The organism is ANME-2 cluster archaeon, assembly GCA_014237145.1.
Taxonomy (GTDB): Archaea; Halobacteriota; Methanosarcinia; order Methanosarcinales; family Methanocomedenaceae; genus Methanocomedens_A.
This window is the reverse complement of the sequence record JAAXOC010000032.1, coordinates 19,881-37,280: the sequence shown is the minus strand read 5'-3', so window position 1 is coordinate 37,280 and position 17,400 is coordinate 19,881. Positions and strand designations below refer to the sequence as shown.

Below are 17,400 nucleotides of genomic sequence, written 5' to 3'. Positions count from 1 at the left end.
ATGCCCAAAAAAAAAGACAGACATGTAATGGAAGCCCTTGGTAAGACCAGGGTTGTGGTCGAGAACGGTAAAGTGGTCGAAGTCGGTCAGCCGCAAACTGATTATTGCCCTATTTTTGCCAAGGTAAGGAACATCAGGCAATTCACCCCCGAATCAGTGAAGGGCAACATCGAGTTCAGGATAGAGGATTTCGGGATGTTCACAGATAGGCGGGAGATAGAAATGGAGATTTTCGTGGGTTTTGGTGCCAGTGAGACATTCATGACCGCCCTTTGCAGGGGACTGCTGGATTCCTGTGTCACGGCCTGTGAGGGTGCAGGTACCGTTATTACCAGCAGCCCCACATTGGCGCAGGGGATCGGAAGCAGGATATCCGGTCTGGTCGAAACCACACCCATACCGGAACTCATTCAGCGTATAGAAGAGGCAGGGGGTACGGTACTTGACCCCGGGACGGCAGCACTGGACCAGGTGGCAGGGGTGGAAAAGGCAATTGAGATGGGGTACATGTGCATTGGCGTTTCAGTGGTATGTGCACCAGATGTCAGGAAGATGCGTGAACTTGAAAAGCAGCATGATGTGGAGATTATCACATTTGGAGTACACGTTACCGGTATGGGTGAAGAAGAAGCAAAGGAGTTCATCAGTCTGGTGGATATAACCACAGGATGCACGTCCCACCATATAAGGGAACAAATAAAAGGACATGCACTGGCTCAGTTCGGCACTGCTATTCCTATTTTCGCCATCACTTTACGTGGTAAGGAAATACTGCTTGAGCGGGCAAAAGAGGTCACTGACCCTATACTTATAAACACAATGAAACTGCCGGTATTGCCAGAAGAGAAACAGCCCAGGCCCCTAATATAGGCTAAAAACGTATCTCTTCCAAGTCAAACGTTGAGACGGCACACCCATTCGCAGCAGAGTTGCGGGGTATAGTCATTAAGATTGACCGGAGGTACTTGTGCGGACGTGGTCTAGCGGTATAACAGTGGCTTTCCAAGCCACTGATACGGATTAGATTCTCAGCGGCCGCATATTTTGTTGCTATTTAGTGTTGCAATGAATTACCGGACATTAAAACTGATACAAATATTTTAATGCATGCTTTAATTTGTCTGATTGTCAATATAAGTTTCTTCCAGATGAAAGTTAGATATATTTCTCAGCATATTCGCCAATCACAGGTAGATGGTATTCCTCTCCTGAATATGCTTTATACATCATTAATACCCATGTGATAAATATTACTAACTGTCCAATGACTGGAACATACGAAAGGATAAACCACACAAGACCTAAGATAATCGCCTGCACAGCATGGAACATTACGAACCTGCTTTTGTCAGGTTTATCTTTTTCAATCAAGTAAATAATGATTCCGCTTATAGATCCAAGCAAATAGGCAAGAGCTGCCATTATATTATCATTGTCTTTCGATTCTGTTTTTGCTACAATTTCTGTTTCTACTACAGTTTCGTTTTCATCCATAAAATTATCCTCCATAATGGAATTATAATGATTTATGATATACAATATAGCATTATAATTTAAACTATTAAAAGCCTTTTGCGTTTCAAAAAATTCACAGACTGAGACTGTCGGAAAAGCCTTGTTGTTCAATATTTCAGCTTTACGGTCTAAAGTTGACATGGCGCAGCATAATGATTTAATTAGAATACTAATTTCGAAAGTTTCAATTTAAGCGCTTTTTAGGTACATTTTCGACAATCTCAGACTACTAAGTGTACAATCATACCAGTTATTTCACTTCCATCCAAAATAGAAAAGCAAACCCGAAACTTTTTTAATCCAAATAACCTTTCTATATCGGGATTTAAAATGAACAAGCAACCTGTACTCAATATACTAAAGGATATTTTCCAGGCATATGGATATAATATTGATTCATCATATATTTCGGATCTGGTGGCATCTAAAGGAGTCTCAGACCACATCTACATCAAACTTGATAGTGACGTGGATTATAGCTCAATGCGCAGGTTTGCTGACTCCATAAAGAACACCGAAGGTACCGGATTATATATCCTGAATAACAGAGCACCGGGTGAAGTTGCCGGTTTTGCCTCCCAGCAGGATATTATATTCTGGGATAAGCATGACCTGGAAAGCCAGATTGGTAAGGCTATCCTGGCAAACACGGAAGGTCTTCCAATGAAACTGGATATATCCCCGCACGATAGCCAAAGGATTGTAGAAAGACCTGAACCGACCCCGGTAGTAGGGTCTCGGGACGACAGCATCTTCGGAATGTTCGCCGAATCACCTGCATCAAAACCTGAACCTGAACTTGCTCCAGTTCCAGTTCCAGTTCCTGAACCAGTTCATGAACCTGCTTTTAAATGGCCCGGACTTGATACACCTCCCGGGCAGACCTACCCGGAAAGTATAGGGACCGGGACATTTGGTATGGATCAGGAAGAAGAGATAGTACGAATCCCCCTCCCCTCCATGCCCATAAACATGGCAAAGACCAGTGCCATCAAGATAAGCCAGGCAAAGATAGGGGAGGTCCAGGACTTACTTTTAAAATTCATACCCAATTATATTTATAAATATGAATTTGATACGAAAAGGAAGTTCAGGTCAAAGATAATTGACCTTAATGGCCAGGGTGAGGGCATGGTAAATGCCATTACAGGTGAGCACACCTTCACCCGTTCCCCAGACATACTGGAATATGCTGAGATCATTACAGAGAATTACCAGATAAAAGAACCAACGATAAGTGACGAGGAGGCTAAGGAAAAAGTATTGGATGCAATTATCCGGAAGCATTCTAATAAGATGAAAGTGGACGAGGTCAAAGGTGATACTATAATCTCAGAAAGCAAGACGCTGTCACCTCTGGAAAATGAGATTGATCTTGCAATAAATATAGTCTATGTTCCAGTGTGGGAAATTCAGGGAAAGCAAAATACTATTGACATAAATGCCTATGACGGGCATATTCTTGAGACTCCCGTAGACGATGATGCGGAGTTTGTTTAGGTATTTGACAGGTATATATAAAAACCTGATGATGTCAATATCTCATTATTTGGGGTTATAAGTATACACTCTGTATTGTGTATATTCTCAATCAGTTTTAGACCTTTGTCGGGTCCAAGTACGAAAACGGTGGTGGCCAGTGTGTCCGCTTCCATGGCCGAACCTGCTATTATTGTTGCACTTAAAAGACTTTGTGATGAGTATCCTGTCCTTGGGTCGCTGATGTGGGAGACCCGGGCAGATTCATTAAAATAGCGCTCATAATTTCCGCTGGTGGCCACTGCCTTGTCTGATATCTCCATGACAACAATAGACTCGCTCTTATTCTCAGGATTTCTAAGTCCCACTTTCCAGTCAGAACCGTCCGGCCTGGTACCAAAATACATGCCGTCGCCTCCGGCATTTACAAAACCACTTGCATATCCGTTATTTTTTAACACTCTGACTGCCTGGTCCACAGCATACCCTTTGGCTATGCCATCCACGGTAATGGACATACCTTCTGCATTGAAGTAAATAGTTTTGTTCTCTGCTGAAATATTAGTATAGTTCACAAGGGTCAGGGTTTCATTAATTTCCTGCCCTGTGGGATATTCGCCTGCAATTATTTTTGTTTTCCACAGGTCAAGTATGGGTTTTATTGTGACATCAAAGGCTCCGTCACTTATATTACTGTAGTATATTGACTGTTCGATTACATAAATGAGGTCATAGGATACGTTATCCACCTGCCCCTCAGCGTTCAATATACCTATTTCACTGTTGGAATCAAAAGTGGTCATTAATTTTTCAATTCGGTCAATTTCTTTAAAAGCACTATTTATTGTGGTTTCTGCATTGGTTTTTGTGCTGACTATCTCTATAGTAACAATAGTCCCCATCAATTGCTGGCTTTCTGCAATGACATCATTGTTGCCCACATTACTTTCTGCAATGAGATTATTGCTACCTCCATTATCAGTACCGGCCGGAAAATGGGTATAGATCGTAAACAGGGCTACTGTTATTACTATCAGCGCAAATAAATATATGATTGTCCTATGTTGGTGGTCGTCCATATCTATTCACACATTATTAGATGCTATATCTATGTTTTGCTATTTATGGTGCAGGTAAAAAACAATTCGATAAATTTAAATAAGGCAGTGTAAACCCATATATAGGGTTCGAAATATGGTGAAATTTCAATATATATTAACATTAAATGAACCGGTGTATGCAAAAATAGCAGCAGACAATGCTATAAAGTTAGCTGAGATGTATAATGCTGAAATTTCCATTATAAATGTAGTAGATAACAATTTGTTCAAAGAAGAAGAAATTGGGATCCAAACTGAATTGGGCCAGACACTGGTTGATAAATACAAACAGATCTGTGAAAATAATGGAATAACTATAAAGAATGTTACTGTGGTAACAGGATCGCCACTATTTGAAATTTTTAAGATGCAAGAGGAGATCGATGCCAGTTTAATTATTTTAGGTGCATCTAAAAATAAACTCGGGAAAATAGCTGAGAAGCTCATAAAAGATGTTAAGTGTCATGTGCTGATAGCCCGTGAAAATACTGCTGGTGATGAGCTATTCAGCAACATTCTTGTTCCGGTGGAAAGTACAAAAGATGCCGAGTATGCTGGAAAATTTGCAGTCAGCATTGCACATCGCTCTCATTCGAATCTGACGGCCTGTCACATTTTTCCACATAAGATAAAGGAGGATGAGAGTAATAAAATAACTAAACCGGTATTAGATATTGCAAAATCAAAAGGAATTCAAGTTGAATCTTTAATAGGGGAAGGAAAATCAGCCGATGAGATTCTAAACATAATTTACGATAAATCCTTTAACCTGGTGGTTATGGGATATTCAGGTCGTGGTAAAGTTTCCAGGTTTGTACATGGAAGTATCTCGGAAAAAGTTATTCATTCGGCAACGTGTTCTGTTTTTGTGGTGAAAAGCATAAGGACAGAAAGAGTATATACAGTTCCAAAATAAAAAAGGTGTAAAAAATGACAAGATTCCAATTTCTGGTTCCTGTTGACGGTTCAGAGAATTCAATGAATGCTGGAAAGCATGCTGTAGAATTGGCCGCAAAATACGGTGCGGAAATATCCATAATATTTGTAGTAGATTCTCATAGATATATCCTGCCCGAAATCCTCAAGATCATACATAGTGCAGGTGAAGAATATGTTGGTCAGATACAAAAAATAGCGGGGGATAGTGGAGTAACAGTCAAATCAGCAAAAGTACTTACCGGAATCCCGGTTGAAACGATTGTAAATGAAGCAAAAGCAATAGATGCGAATGTAATAGTACTGGCATCGAAGGGAGGAGTAGAATCAAAAGGACCATCTATCGGTGTTGTTGCAAATCGCGTATTAAGGCAGTCCCATTCTCATGTTTTGATAGTACGCAGTACTGAGAACAAAGAGCATTACAAGAATATATTGATCTCAACAGACGGGTCAAAGGATGCTGAGTATGCTGCTCATTTTGGTATGAGCATTGCAAAAAGATACAATGCGAAAGTATATGCATGTAACATTGTAGATTCCAGGAACAAAATACTTGAAAGGCATATCACGACATTTGGTGAAACCGGAAAAGGAAGGGTATTAGGAGAATCGATAAACTTTTCCGAAGCCATAATCAAGCGGATGCGGGAACACCTGCTTAAAGATGCTGAAAAGATCGCCGATGGTGTAAGAAATATCGCAGATAAGAAGGGTGTAACTGCAAAAACCATTGTAAAAGATGGAAATACCGCATCTGAGATACTAAAAATTGCTAAAACCAAGGATATAGACCTTATCGTATTGGGCAGCCATGGAAAGGGTTCAATCTCAAAGATGCTACTTGGTAGTGTATCAGAAAAGATAGCATCCACAGCCAGGTGCTCAGTACTTGTAGTAAGAGGTTCCAGGATAGAGATAGTGGTGCCTGAATAATTATATTATGATGATACGCATTTTAATTGTACATTGGATATAATTACTTCAGATTATATTATTGTGATATAATTATACAATCAAAATGATGATAAAACCATTTGCAATTGTTCATAATTAATCACAAAATCTCATAGAAAATAGAAAGATATAAGTCACAACAATAACTCATACACACAATTGCAACCGTATCTTTAGTAAAAATATTAATATAAAAAAGGTGGCCGCTGTTATTTTAGAGTGGATAAAATGAAAGATAAAACAAATAATTTCGGAATAATATCACTATTATTAACTTTTATTATAATATCAGGTTTATTACTGTTTTTCAACCTGACATATTATCCTGAAAAACAAATTATAGTTGATTCGCAGGACGTATTATGGATTGATTATTTGATAAAGTTCTATGTTATCTTCAGTGTTGTCGGCCTCACAATCAATCTGATCCTGATGCATATTATATTTACAAGAATGAAAGGTTTTTATAGAGGGTGATTATTTTGGAGATAGAAAGATTTACTTCAAACCAGATTATTGTTCATTTTATTGCAGCTCTTTCTCTGCTGGTATTATATATTACAGGGATTCCACAGCTATATCCTGAACATCTCGGATGGATACTGGATCTTGTCGGACTGTCAAAAGCGATGTTCATTCACAGACTGGCCGGGTTTGGACTGGTGTCGGTAGCTGTGTATTATCTTATATATTCTATTTTTTCAGTAATAATTAATGGTAGAGAATATTATAGCAAGATTCTATTCCCTACGTCTGCTGATATAATTGATTATGTGAATGATAACCTGTCAATACTGGGTATGCAGCAACAAAGAATTGATTACGATAAATATAGCTGGCTTGAAAAAGGCCTGATCTGGAGTGTTATTATAGTAGACTGTATCATCATGGGTATAACAGGCATTATCCTTTTTGCACCATGGTCATTTACATCTATTCTTCCATTGTCGTATTTGATGACCATAAGGTTAGTACATGCCAGTTTCGCTATATTGAGCCTTTGTGTCATTCTGCCACATTTCTATTTAGTCCATTTGAGCCAATTTAAGTTCCCTATGTCAAAAAGTATGTTTACAGGGACAATTTCCGAAGAAGAAGCAAGAGAAGAATATCCGAAATGGTACAGAGAGGTTACAGGTGAGACTCATGATTGAAAAAATTGGTTTTCCACTGGTATTGTTTGCAATGCTGACAATTGTCCTTGTTGAAACAAATATAATGACCTCTGGTACTCTTATTACTGTTGGGCTGAATTTAGCCCTTGCTCTGGTATTGACACAGATCTTAGCACTGTTATATGGTTTTTCCAAATCGCTGAAAATATTGAATAAAACGCGGCGCCATCCGCTTTATTCACCAGCCAGGGAAGCGTCTATACATGCACAAAAGAAATAATGTAAAATTGCTATACGAAAAATAAATGACAATAAATGTGGGATTAAATTGAAAAAAATAATCACAGTACTTCTAATTATCACATTAATAGCTCTTATTACAATCTCTTACGGCAACCTTAATTATAATGGAAACCAGGCTAAAGCTACTCATTATATTAGTACAGGTCCATGGGAAGATAGTAAATGCAAAGGCTGTCATCATGATGCAAATGAAGATTTAGTCAACTCGTATCATGTACAACAAGTCAGCAGGAAGTCTATAGATGAACAATGGGATCTGCTGTTTTTAAATCTTGTTAACAGGGAAGGGACTAATAAATTGGTCAGAGGGTGCGACCAGTGTCATACACAGGGTATTCCCACACACACTTCAAGCATTGCTACTGCTGCCATGCAAGTAGAATGTACTAACTGCCATATAAAAGATGAGTCGGTATATACAATTCATGATGCTGATGGAATTATTGGAAGTAGTATAACAACTGATTGTGCAACATGCCATTTGGATGACACGAACAATGATAGTGAAATACTTTACTGGACCAGTCCTTCTGCTAACACTTGTGCCAATAAGTGCCATTTGTCCGATGTTGCGATCAGTGCCGAGATGTGGGGTAGTGATGATTTTGCATCCTATGACGTTCATGCAAGTGCTGGTGTTGGATGCCTGGATTGTCATGTGACGAATGACCATCAGATCGGCAGGGACAGCATTCCGGTTTTTTCAGAAACGGTTCAGGACAATTTCTATCCCATGAAATCATGTATTGACTGTCATTCAGAAGTCACACATGGAATGGTCGTAGATGCTCATATTAAGACGGTGGGATGTGAAGCATGCCATATACCTGTACTACCAGGTGGAGAGCTACCGGGCGGTATGCCAATATCTTCAATAGATTATTCGAACGGTTATAGAAAGGTCACAAATGAATGGCAGGATTTTAATCCTGTATTGGCCTGGTTCAATGGTTCAGAAGAAGGTATACCTCATTCTTGTGACAAAGATGATCCTGATGCGGTAATTAAACCTTTTAATGTGATAACCATATCCTGGTGGGATGAAGGAAATGATGTGGACATTCGTAACAATCCTAACACAAGTACGCACAGGGGCAGTCCCATTGTCCTGTCACATGTGAGAGCTATCGGTATTTCAACTGATATTGAAGAGAGCACAAATAGAATGCGAACATTTGATTTTAATTATGACAAGATCCCTGATTATCCTAATGCAGTATTGAGGCGAGTGGATGCATATTATCTGGTAAGCCACAACATAGTAGGAGCAAAAAGTGCTATGGAAAAAAGTGCACTATGGTGTGCTGACTGCCATGGCAATACTTCCAGGATAGACTGGACACTATTAGGATATGAAGCAGACCCTGCCCAGACAGATCCGCCAACTGATTTTACCACTTATGAAATCACCGTAGATGTAATTCCGGAAAGACCAAAACCGGTAGAGGTGGTTAAATGACAACAGAAGACGTGAAAAAGGTTAAGGATAAAGAGGTTCGAAAGCAGGTAGTTATTCCATTGTTGCAGCACATCGGTACTGTTTGCGAACCGATAGTGGATAAAAAAACTGACGTGCTCGTCGGCCAAAAGATCGGAGAGGGGAATGATGAGTTCAGTGTCCCGGTCCACTCCAGTACTGCAGGACATGTTGTTGCTATTGAAGAACGGCCCCATCCTGTTTGCGGCAGCGTACCGAGTGTCATTATTGAATCAAACGAAACAAACGATACTATTGAATTTAAAACCAGTAAAAATCCCTCAAAGGAATATATCATCAGTGCACTGAAGGATTCGGGAGTGGTTGAACTTAACGGGTACTCCCTTTATAATATGCTCACATCTGAAAAACTGATCGATACGGTTTTAATAAATCTTTCTTTTTCAGGTGATGTGAGCAGTAATTGTGCACCGGAAAATATAACAAGTATCATCGAAGGGATGAATCTGCTCATCAAAGCTTCTGATGCACAGCAAGGAGCCTTCATTATTCAAAAGGATGATAGACAGCTTATATCAGCTATTGAATCCGGGTTGTTTGAAGAAGCAGATATTGAAATATTCACTGTCGAGCAGAATTATTCACCATCTATGGCAAACCTTCTTACGTATGAAATAACTGGTATGCAAATTCCTAATACCTGCACACCTCTGGATGCAGGTGTGTTACTATCAAGCGCTGGTAGTGCTCTGGCAGTTCGCAAAGCTGTGCTAGAGGGTATACCCCAGATCACGGTCAATGTCACAGTCACAGGAGCAGTACACAACCCTGGAGTAAAAAATGTGAGGATTGGAACCAGTATCAAGGAAGTTATTGATTCCTGTGGTGGTTATTCAGGCGAGCCGGGTAAGATCATAATGAACGGGATATTCAGTGGTACAGCCCTGTCCACAGATGAAGTGCCGGTAATTAAATCTACTTCCCACATCATTGTCCAGTCCAGTGATGAAGTACTACATGAGATACCGGGCCCATGCATTCAATGTGCCAGATGTGTGGATGTATGTCCTGCTAATATCCTGCCAGGCAGGATTGCATCCTTTGCAGATATGGGTATGCATGATGAATGCTTTAAACTACATGTTAACAGCTGTGTTGAATGCGGTCTGTGTGTTTATGTGTGCCCATCCAGCAGACATATATTGCAGTTGATCAAGTATTCCAAGACAGTACTGCAGCAGTTATTGAAATATGAGGATGAACAAAGATCTTCCGGCTGTCTCTCATGCGATGCACCATGTCTTGCAAGTACACCATTCATTTCAAACGGAGGAATATTATGAAACTAACAGTTTCACATCCATCCCACATCAGGGAAGGAGTTACTATCAAGACTATTATGTGGAGCAAGGTAGCAATTCTGGCGTTTATCAGTCTACTGGCTGTAGGTATGTATGCCAGTTCATCAATCACATTAGGTTTATCAGCACTGGCACTGGTACTGGTAAGTGTTCTGGCTGCTGTGCTTACTGAAGCCGGTATTCAGAAATTAACAAACCAGGAGTTAACAATTCGAGACGGAGATGCTGTATTGATCGGATTGATAATGGCACTACTACTACCGCCAGATATTAAATTATGGATACCAGTGTTGGGAGCATTCTTTGCTGTAGCTCTGGTAAAGCACGGGTTCGGCGGTCTTGGGTCCACTCTGTTCAATCCTGCAATAGCTGCATGGGTGTTCATGAACATGTCCTGGGGAGCACTTACAGGGTCAAAATCCATACCACATGTAGGTGAATATACTGATCTTTTAATGGAATTCGGTGCAGGAAGAATGGCGGAAGTGTCCTCTGTGGTGCTGATCATTGGGGGACTGTATCTCATATATAAGAAATATATTGACTGGAGAATCCCTTTACTTTATCTTTCAAGTACGATCATTGTGGCAGTAATACTTGGTGAGGAACTCTCATATGTCCTGACAGGAATGCTATTTTTAGGAGTGTTCATACTGGCTCCGGATCCCACTACTTCCCCGATCACAAAGAACGGCAGGATAATATACGGATTGTTATGTGGTATAATGACAGTGATCTACGGATATCTTACATATAATTATGTCGTAGCTGTACTGTATACAGTATTCTTTGCCAATGCAGTTGCGCCGTTCATTGAAAAAAATACTTACCCCAAACCTGTAAATGAGGTGCCGGCATGAAAAAAGAATATATCATGGTTATGGTGAAAATGGTAGCAATGTCAGTAATTGCTGCTGTAATATTAGGGGGTCTGTATATACCCACACAGGCGCAATTAAAAATATACCAGGAGGAGCAAAGACAGCTTGCCCTGGTAGATGTGCTTCCTGTAGCCGACCATTTTGAAGCTGTTAAATCAGGTGAAGAAACATTATTTTACCAGGCATTCGATGCAAGCAATAATCTTGTCGGATATTGTTTTTTCCATGATCAACCAGGTTCGCAGGGCACGATCACATTAGCGGGTGGAGTTGATACTGAATATACGGTAACCGGAGTAAAGATCATGACACATGCCGAAACTCCGGGTCTGGGTGCAAAGATCACTGAATCGTTCTTTACCGATCAGTTCAAGGGAGTTGCAGTAAGTGACCTGATGCTTTCTAAAAATGACGGTGCAATAGATGCAATCACAGGTGCTACAGTCTCTTCACAGGCAGTGATAGACGGAATACATGTAAAAATTGGTGAGATTAAAGCAAATTAATGATTATTGAGAGGGATATATTATGGCAGATATGACAATTTCAGGTGAGTATTTTAGAGGAATTGTAAAAGATAACCCTATTTTCAGTCTCGTACTTGGACTGTGTCCTGTACTTGCGGTCACCACATCCGTAGAGAATGCTATAGGTATGGCGGGAGCGGCTTTGTTTGTCCTGTTAGGATCAAATGTTATAGTGTCTGCACTGAGAAAACAAATACCACCGATCACCCGTATTCCGATGTTCATTATTATAATTTGTACTTTTGTTACCATGATTGATATGTTAATGGAAGCGTACACACCACCGCTGTATAAGTCTCTGGGAATATTCATCCCGTTGATTGTAGTTAACTGTATTATTATCGGACGGGCCGAAGCCTATGCCAGCAAGAACACTGTTAAATTTTCTATTATTGATGCATTGGGCATTGGTACCGGTTTCCTTCTCGTATTGGTGCTCATCGGAGCTATCAGGGAGCTGTTAGGAACAGGAGCAATTGTACCCTTTGGATTTAAATTGATCAGTATACCCATAACACCTTCTACGTTTATGATACTGCCGGGAGGGGCGTTCATGACTATTGGTGTATTAATGGCAATGGTAAATTATAACCGCATCAGAAAAGCAAGAAAAGGGGGACAGTAAATGGAAGATAGTTTATTTTCAATTGCAATTAACGGGATATTTGTAAAAAACTTCCTGCTTGTCCAGTTCCTAGGGCTGTGTTCATTTGTGGGTGTATCAAAGGAGACTAAGAGTGCTGCAGGCATGTCGGCTGCGGTATTATTTGTCATGATAATGGCATCGGTAGCTTCATTTTTGATATATACTTATCTCCTTTTACCCTTTGGGCTGACCTTCTTAACAACAATCAGTTTTATTATTGTGATAGCTTTTCTTGTGCAGCTTGTTGAGTTCATTATTCGTAAATTCAGTCCTCCTTTGTACCGGTCGCTGGGTATATTCCTACCTTTGATAACCACCAACTGTGCCATTCTTGGTGTTGTGATACTTAATGCAAGGCTTGATTACAACTTTGTCCAGAGTCTTTTCTATGGTATTTCAGCCGGTCTGGGATATTCTATGGTGATGTTGTTTATGTCCGCTATCCGTGAGAAGGCCAATTCGTTGAAGGTTCCGGAAGCTATTGAAGGACTGCCACACGCATTCTTTATTACTACATTGCTTTCAATGGCATTTGTCAGCTACTTCGGAGTGATACCAACATGAATCCGGTAGCTATTATCGCTGGATCTGCAGTTGTAATCGGAGGTATAGGGTTCTTAGTCGGTATTATACTGATATGGGCCTCTGAAAAATTTGCAGTTGAGGTCAATCCTCTTGTGGAAGAAGTCAATGAAGCACTGCCGGGTGCTAACTGTGGAGCATGCGGATATGCAGGGTGTGCTGATTTTGCTGAAAAAGTAGTGGACCAGGTGGCACCGATTGATGGCTGTCCCGTAGGAGGATTTGACGTAGCGAAAGTCATCGGCGGGCTGCTGGGCCAGGAAGTAAAAGAGGCCGAAAGTATCTATCCATTTGTCAGGTGCAATGGAGGTATACACTGCACAGATAAGATCGATTATGATGGTATTGAAGACTGTAAAGCGGTTATGATGCTTTCAGATAGTGAGAAAGGATGCAGTTACGGATGCATAGGCCGGGGAACATGTGTGCGTGCATGTCCGTTTAATGCACTGGAGATGGCGGATGATCGGTTACCGCATGTTATTAAAAATCTGTGTAAGAGTTGCGGGATATGTGTTGAAGCATGTCCGAATGATATACTTGTTATGGCAAACGATACTGAACAAGTGCATGTACTCTGCAGGTCATATGATAAAGGTAAAGTTGTAAAGTCAGTGTGTGAGTTTGGCTGTATAGGATGCAAGATATGCGTAAAGAACTGCCCGGCTGATGCTATTACAGTAACTAATTTCCTGGCTGAGATCGATCAGGAGAAATGTACCAACTGCGGACAGTGTATTGAGAACTGCCCACAAAAGTCGATTCAGATGACGGAATACGTTATAGAAGCGGTAGCAGTATAATAGTCCGGATTGCTACTGGTTTAATACAGATTATTTCACAGTAATATATACATCGCAGTAGTCATCACCATGACCGAGTAGTTTGATTATTTCAACTTCGGCCAGTGTCCCAAATGCATATTCAATTGCTCCTTTGAATATCTCCCTGTGCATATGGCATTTATTGAAATCGTCTGCATAAGAACATTCATGTACTGTGTACTCCATTGAGTTTGTACGTATCTCCCATTGAGACTTTATCTGCGTATCAACCACTTTAAAGGCGTTTGCAAAAGTAGTCAGGTCCCAATGCCTTGATCCGTATTTCTTTTCATGATAGATTATGATCTGTCTTCCTAACCTTCGTCCAAAGACCTGCAGTTGTTCCAGGAAATCAATTTTTTCAAGAGTTTTGACGAAATTCACAAACTCCGATATTATCTTTGGTACTTCATCTATATTTTCGGATAATTTTACGAACAACTCACTGATCTTGTTGTCAATTTCCGGATGATGTGTCAGATATATATATGAACTGGTGATCTCTGAATCATAATTATAACCGCTTTTTTCAAGAATACTGAGGAAAATATCCTTAATATTCCTCACAGCTTTCATATTCCTGAATCCGTGCCTGATTTTAAGATCATTTCCTTCAATATATATCTTATCGACCATTCGTGATGTCTCAGCAACAGTCTTAATTGTATGTAAAAACGCAGCGAATGGCATTTCTTCCAGCGGACGTATATTCTCACTTTCAATTGTCAGTATAGCTTTTGGTATCTTACCGATCAACAGATCTTCATAAAAATTTCGGTGAATAGTAACCAGGTTATAGCTGGAGGCACTGTGCTCATTAATGAGGCAATGCCAGAAATTCGGATGAGCTGTTAGTTCTTTTTCTATATTTACCATGTATCCAAGGTTATCTACAAGATTCTGCAAAGCTTCATCATTAGATTTCTTTTCTTGTAGTTCTATCTCGATCTCATCCAGTTGTGGGTGGACTGAAATAATACCCAGGTTCTTGTATATTGCCAGGTATTTACTCAATATGATCCCTAAAAAATAAATCCTTTCTTTGTAGTTGCTGTTCAATGTAATAGTGGCATATGTAGGATTATCATTATCATCAGAATCGATCATCACATCAACATGCCATCCGAAATCCCTGCACATATTATTTGTATAATCCTGCAGTTCTGGGATAGTAGTAATACTGAAAGGATCGATCATGTAGTCAAGTGTTTGTTTATCAATGATCAAGCCCTTATCTTTTTTCAGCAACCAGTGGAATACAGGGGCCTGGATGATGACCTGATCTTCTCCAATCTCTTTTAAATTGGTTATTAATGATTTTGCATCTTCCATCGTATCATAATATTGAAGTGCAATTGCTGTTAAGTCAACAGCTTCACGAATTGCTGCACTAAGATTGCCATGATGTTTATCGATCAAGGGCTGCAATTTACTTACATGTTCAGGTTCTAATGCAATATGTTTTCTCTGTACCATAACAAACTATTGTGCCTTAACAAACTATAATTAATAATAATATTGTATTTCCATTGTTTCCTTATATATAAATATCTTGTGGGGATTTGTGATTAAAAATATAATGAGTTGAATGAATATTCGATTGAATGAACAATTTCTGCAGATTATGAAGTATTTTATCAAATAATGATGTAACCTTAGATATTTACATATACTATACCAGATTTTAAAATATAATCACAAAAAGCAATCTAGATTGACAATCATATATTTATCTATCCCATTAAATAGGATATATGACATGATAAATAATGTACTTTCAAAGGGGCTATAACAATGGATATAGCAAAACGAATTCAACTGGTGGTTGATAGATCTGCAAACTCTAAAAATGCTGCAGATCAAGCTGTAAAAATGGCAAAAGAACTTAACGCCGAGCTTTCTTCACTATATGTAGTGAATACTCATATGCATAAGACCCCGAATGTTATCAAAGCTATGGTCAGGACAGGTAAGAAACAACTTATAACCATAAAAGAGACAGCTTCAAACATGAAGATCAATTTAATCACATCAACGGTTCTGGTTGGGGGTCCTACAAATGATATCTTAAAAGAAACAAAGTTCAACCAGGCAGACCTTTTAATCATAGGTGCCGGAGAGAACAGTCCTCAAGGTAGTGTGCCTGGGAAATTAATTCGAAAAGCCAAATGCAACCTCTTGCTGGTTAGAAGTGATCCGGCAATTGGAGATTTTACCAAAATACTTGTACTTACCAATGATATAAAACTGGAACGGGCACCATTATTTGCAGCAAACATGGCTAAGCGATATAGCGCAGAACTCACAGCATGCTACGTTGTTGATGTGGAGCAGGCAATGATCAGAGACAGGATTGTATATCTACAGGAGGCTTCGAATTGCAATATTGCCCGCATGCCTCACAGGGCACTTGGTGAAAAAGTTCCAATTTCACCAACGTTGCTTGATAAACTGAACACAGATCAGACAAATGAAGGATATAGAGTTATAGATACTGTGGCAAGGATAGCAAAGGATGCAGGTGTTGATGTAAATTCAGTAATTCTTAAGGGCAAACCTGCTGAAGAGATCATTAAGTATGCAGAAGAAGGGGATTTTGATCTGATAGTCATGGAACACACATCAAGAAGTAAAGTATCGCAACTTTTATTGGGAAGTATCCCTGAAAAAGTTGCCAGAAATGCTTCATGTTCCGTAATGATAGTAAATAGAGCATCATAATTAAGCTCAATTGAGTATGAAAAAGACGATTGATTTATATAGCAAGCAGATAAAACTCAAAGAAGGATGAACTAAAATGGTAAAAAAAATTCAGCTATTGGTTGACAGTTCACCGGATTCAGATGTTACAGCCATGCGAGCTGTTAGTATGGCCAGCCATCTTGATGCGGTGATTGTAGCGACTGAGATAAGAGATACGCGTAGATTTGATTCCTACAGGAAAAGCGAAAAAGCGAAGATGTTATTCGGACGCAAACTTGAAAGGATCAGTGACCTTGCGGCAGACAGGGGCGTCGAAATCTGCGATGAAAAAAGTAGTAAAGCTGTTGTAGATCAGTCAAAGGATATCCTGAAAGTTGCAGGTCACATTCACCCGAACGTGGTTGTATCAAGTGCACTTGATAGTGCAAGAAGAGTAGGGTTAAGTGATCGTGCATCAGAATTGTTCAAATATTCAAAGCACAACCTGCTTTTAGTCAAAGACCCGCAACATGATGCAAACGATTTCCAGAATATCCTTGTTTCTGCAGATAGCCCGTTCGACATCTCTGATTATACTACTGAATTTGCTGAAAGTTATAACGCAAAACTCACAGCTGTTAAGGTAGTAGACCTTGAAGAGGGCTTGGTCAAAGAGCGGCCTGTTTATCTATCTGAAGTGTCTTCTTCACCGACACCGGGAATGCCACGCAGACAACTTGGTGATACTGTAAAGACATCAGAAACACTACTCACTAAAATGAAAGAGAGCGGAATAAGAAGGGGTCAGGCTATGGTAGATGCAGTAGCAGATGTTGCGCATGATAGAGGAGTAGAAGTTGAAACAAAGGTGCTGATTGGTAAAAGGGATGATGAGTTAGCGAAATTTTCCAAACAGCAGCAGATCGACCTTCTGATGTTAGGGTCGAATAGAGAGAACCTGATTAAACGACTTATGCATAAAACCGCACCGGAATCCATCGCCCGGAAGGTTGATAGTTCTGTATTTGCAGTAAGAAAAGTAGCTTGAGTCATA

Annotated in this window: 19 protein-coding genes; 16 read left to right on the top strand and 3 right to left on the bottom strand. The window is 39.8% G+C overall.

All coding sequences use genetic code 11. The annotated features are described in order from the left end of the window. On the top strand, positions 1 to 870 hold the full coding sequence (locus HF974_04195) for a DUF2099 family protein (GenBank protein MBC2697540.1): 870 nt from the start codon (positions 1 to 3) through the stop codon (positions 868 to 870). A 285-nt stretch (positions 871 to 1,155) separates the two neighbouring features. On the opposite strand, the gene HF974_04190 is transcribed toward HF974_04195, so the two are convergent. Then, positions 1,156 to 1,422 carry a hypothetical protein gene (locus tag HF974_04190; protein MBC2697539.1) on the bottom strand — a complete coding sequence of 89 codons (267 nt, stop codon included), beginning with the start codon at positions 1,420 to 1,422 and terminating at the stop codon, positions 1,156 to 1,158. A gap of 423 nt (positions 1,423 to 1,845) precedes the next feature. Here HF974_04190 and HF974_04185 point away from each other — a divergent pair, with 423 nt between their 5' ends. Next, a complete protein-coding gene (locus HF974_04185; protein MBC2697538.1) occupies positions 1,846 to 3,015 on the top strand; it encodes a hypothetical protein in 1,170 nt (389 codons plus the stop codon). Here the strand turns inward: HF974_04185 and HF974_04180 are convergent. After that, positions 3,012 to 4,073 (bottom strand): FAD:protein FMN transferase, encoded by a 1,062-nt coding sequence (locus HF974_04180; GenBank protein MBC2697537.1) that lies wholly within the window; start codon positions 4,071 to 4,073, stop codon positions 3,012 to 3,014. The two genes, HF974_04185 and HF974_04180, sit on opposite strands and share 4 nt — an antisense overlap. Positions 4,074 to 4,188: 115 nt before the next feature. On the opposite strand from HF974_04180, the gene HF974_04175 reads away from it, so the two are divergent. The 12 genes from HF974_04175 (at position 4,189) to HF974_04120 (ending at position 13,643) form a co-directional block, all read left to right on the top strand. Beyond that, positions 4,189 to 5,010, top strand: a complete 822-nt coding sequence (locus tag HF974_04175) for a universal stress protein (GenBank protein MBC2697536.1) — start codon at positions 4,189 to 4,191, stop codon at positions 5,008 to 5,010. Between the two features lie 14 nt (positions 5,011 to 5,024). Further along, positions 5,025 to 5,966: a universal stress protein gene (locus HF974_04170; GenBank protein MBC2697535.1), complete on the top strand. Its 942-nt coding sequence runs from the start codon at positions 5,025 to 5,027 to the stop codon at positions 5,964 to 5,966. Positions 5,967 to 6,215: 249 nt separating this feature from the next. Further along, positions 6,216 to 6,464, top strand: coding sequence for a hypothetical protein (locus tag HF974_04165; protein ID MBC2697534.1), 249 nt, complete (start codon positions 6,216 to 6,218; stop codon positions 6,462 to 6,464). 5 nt (positions 6,465 to 6,469) lie between these two features. After that, on the top strand, positions 6,470 to 7,141 hold the full coding sequence (locus HF974_04160; GenBank protein ID MBC2697533.1) for a hypothetical protein: 672 nt from the start codon (positions 6,470 to 6,472) through the stop codon (positions 7,139 to 7,141). Then, the gene (locus tag HF974_04155; protein MBC2697532.1) at positions 7,134 to 7,382 is read left to right on the top strand and encodes a hypothetical protein; all 249 of its coding nucleotides are present in this window, start codon (positions 7,134 to 7,136) and stop codon (positions 7,380 to 7,382) included. The genes HF974_04160 and HF974_04155 overlap by 8 nt, the downstream gene beginning before the upstream one ends. Before the next feature lie 48 nt (positions 7,383 to 7,430). After that, positions 7,431 to 8,864, top strand: a complete 1,434-nt coding sequence (locus HF974_04150) for a methanogenesis multiheme c-type cytochrome (protein MBC2697531.1) — start codon at positions 7,431 to 7,433, stop codon at positions 8,862 to 8,864. Beyond that, positions 8,861 to 10,186, top strand: a complete 1,326-nt coding sequence (locus HF974_04145; protein MBC2697530.1) for an RnfABCDGE type electron transport complex subunit C — start codon at positions 8,861 to 8,863, stop codon at positions 10,184 to 10,186. The genes HF974_04150 and HF974_04145 overlap by 4 nt, the downstream gene beginning before the upstream one ends. Further along, the gene (locus HF974_04140; protein ID MBC2697529.1) at positions 10,183 to 11,064 is read left to right on the top strand and encodes an RnfABCDGE type electron transport complex subunit D; all 882 of its coding nucleotides are present in this window, start codon (positions 10,183 to 10,185) and stop codon (positions 11,062 to 11,064) included. The genes HF974_04145 and HF974_04140 overlap by 4 nt, the downstream gene beginning before the upstream one ends. After that, positions 11,061 to 11,591 carry an RnfABCDGE type electron transport complex subunit G gene (locus tag HF974_04135; GenBank protein ID MBC2697528.1) on the top strand — a complete coding sequence of 177 codons (531 nt, stop codon included), beginning with the start codon at positions 11,061 to 11,063 and terminating at the stop codon, positions 11,589 to 11,591. Before HF974_04140 ends, HF974_04135 begins: the two co-directional genes overlap by 4 nt. A 31-nt stretch (positions 11,592 to 11,622) precedes the next feature. Beyond that, the gene (locus tag HF974_04130) at positions 11,623 to 12,237 is read left to right on the top strand and encodes an electron transport complex subunit E (GenBank protein ID MBC2697527.1); all 615 of its coding nucleotides are present in this window, start codon (positions 11,623 to 11,625) and stop codon (positions 12,235 to 12,237) included. Further along, positions 12,238 to 12,822: an RnfABCDGE type electron transport complex subunit A gene (locus HF974_04125; GenBank protein MBC2697526.1), complete on the top strand. Its 585-nt coding sequence runs from the start codon at positions 12,238 to 12,240 to the stop codon at positions 12,820 to 12,822. Then, positions 12,819 to 13,643: a Fe-S cluster domain-containing protein gene (locus HF974_04120; protein MBC2697525.1), complete on the top strand. Its 825-nt coding sequence runs from the start codon at positions 12,819 to 12,821 to the stop codon at positions 13,641 to 13,643. The genes HF974_04125 and HF974_04120 overlap by 4 nt, the downstream gene beginning before the upstream one ends. A gap of 30 nt (positions 13,644 to 13,673) precedes the next feature. On the opposite strand, the gene HF974_04115 is transcribed toward HF974_04120, so the two are convergent. After that, positions 13,674 to 15,140, bottom strand: coding sequence for a hypothetical protein (locus HF974_04115; protein ID MBC2697524.1), 1,467 nt, complete (start codon positions 15,138 to 15,140; stop codon positions 13,674 to 13,676). A 318-nt stretch (positions 15,141 to 15,458) separates the two neighbouring features. On the opposite strand from HF974_04115, the gene HF974_04110 reads away from it, so the two are divergent. Both HF974_04110 and HF974_04105 read left to right on the top strand, forming a co-directional pair. Beyond that, on the top strand, positions 15,459 to 16,385 hold the full coding sequence (locus HF974_04110; protein ID MBC2697523.1) for a universal stress protein: 927 nt from the start codon (positions 15,459 to 15,461) through the stop codon (positions 16,383 to 16,385). A 76-nt stretch (positions 16,386 to 16,461) separates the two neighbouring features. Further along, positions 16,462 to 17,394 carry a universal stress protein gene (locus HF974_04105; protein MBC2697522.1) on the top strand — a complete coding sequence of 311 codons (933 nt, stop codon included), beginning with the start codon at positions 16,462 to 16,464 and terminating at the stop codon, positions 17,392 to 17,394. The last annotated feature ends 6 nt before the right edge of the window (positions 17,395 to 17,400 follow it).

Excerpts from the sequence above, each read along its gene's own strand:
- HF974_04125 (MBC2697526.1), top strand. The coding sequence starts at position 12,238 with ATGGAAGATAGTTTATTTTCAATTGCAATTAACGGGATATTTGTAAAA.
- HF974_04180 (MBC2697537.1), bottom strand. The coding sequence starts at position 4,073 with ATGGACGACCACCAACATAGGACAATCATATATTTATTTGCGCTGATA.
- HF974_04105 (MBC2697522.1), top strand. The coding sequence starts at position 16,462 with ATGGTAAAAAAAATTCAGCTATTGGTTGACAGTTCACCGGATTCAGAT.
- HF974_04155 (MBC2697532.1), top strand. The coding sequence starts at position 7,134 with ATGATTGAAAAAATTGGTTTTCCACTGGTATTGTTTGCAATGCTGACA.
- HF974_04135 (MBC2697528.1), top strand. The coding sequence starts at position 11,061 with ATGAAAAAAGAATATATCATGGTTATGGTGAAAATGGTAGCAATGTCA.
- HF974_04110 (MBC2697523.1), top strand. The coding sequence starts at position 15,459 with ATGGATATAGCAAAACGAATTCAACTGGTGGTTGATAGATCTGCAAAC.
- HF974_04195 (MBC2697540.1), top strand. The coding sequence starts at position 1 with ATGCCCAAAAAAAAAGACAGACATGTAATGGAAGCCCTTGGTAAGACC.
- HF974_04175 (MBC2697536.1), top strand. The coding sequence starts at position 4,189 with ATGGTGAAATTTCAATATATATTAACATTAAATGAACCGGTGTATGCA.
- HF974_04170 (MBC2697535.1), top strand. The coding sequence starts at position 5,025 with ATGACAAGATTCCAATTTCTGGTTCCTGTTGACGGTTCAGAGAATTCA.
- HF974_04185 (MBC2697538.1), top strand. The coding sequence starts at position 1,846 with ATGAACAAGCAACCTGTACTCAATATACTAAAGGATATTTTCCAGGCA.
- HF974_04145 (MBC2697530.1), top strand. The coding sequence starts at position 8,861 with ATGACAACAGAAGACGTGAAAAAGGTTAAGGATAAAGAGGTTCGAAAG.
- HF974_04130 (MBC2697527.1), top strand. The coding sequence starts at position 11,623 with ATGACAATTTCAGGTGAGTATTTTAGAGGAATTGTAAAAGATAACCCT.
- HF974_04165 (MBC2697534.1), top strand. The coding sequence starts at position 6,216 with ATGAAAGATAAAACAAATAATTTCGGAATAATATCACTATTATTAACT.
- HF974_04140 (MBC2697529.1), top strand. The coding sequence starts at position 10,183 with ATGAAACTAACAGTTTCACATCCATCCCACATCAGGGAAGGAGTTACT.
- HF974_04190 (MBC2697539.1), bottom strand. The coding sequence starts at position 1,422 with ATGGCAGCTCTTGCCTATTTGCTTGGATCTATAAGCGGAATCATTATT.
- HF974_04120 (MBC2697525.1), top strand. The coding sequence starts at position 12,819 with ATGAATCCGGTAGCTATTATCGCTGGATCTGCAGTTGTAATCGGAGGT.
- HF974_04115 (MBC2697524.1), bottom strand. The coding sequence starts at position 15,140 with ATGGTACAGAGAAAACATATTGCATTAGAACCTGAACATGTAAGTAAA.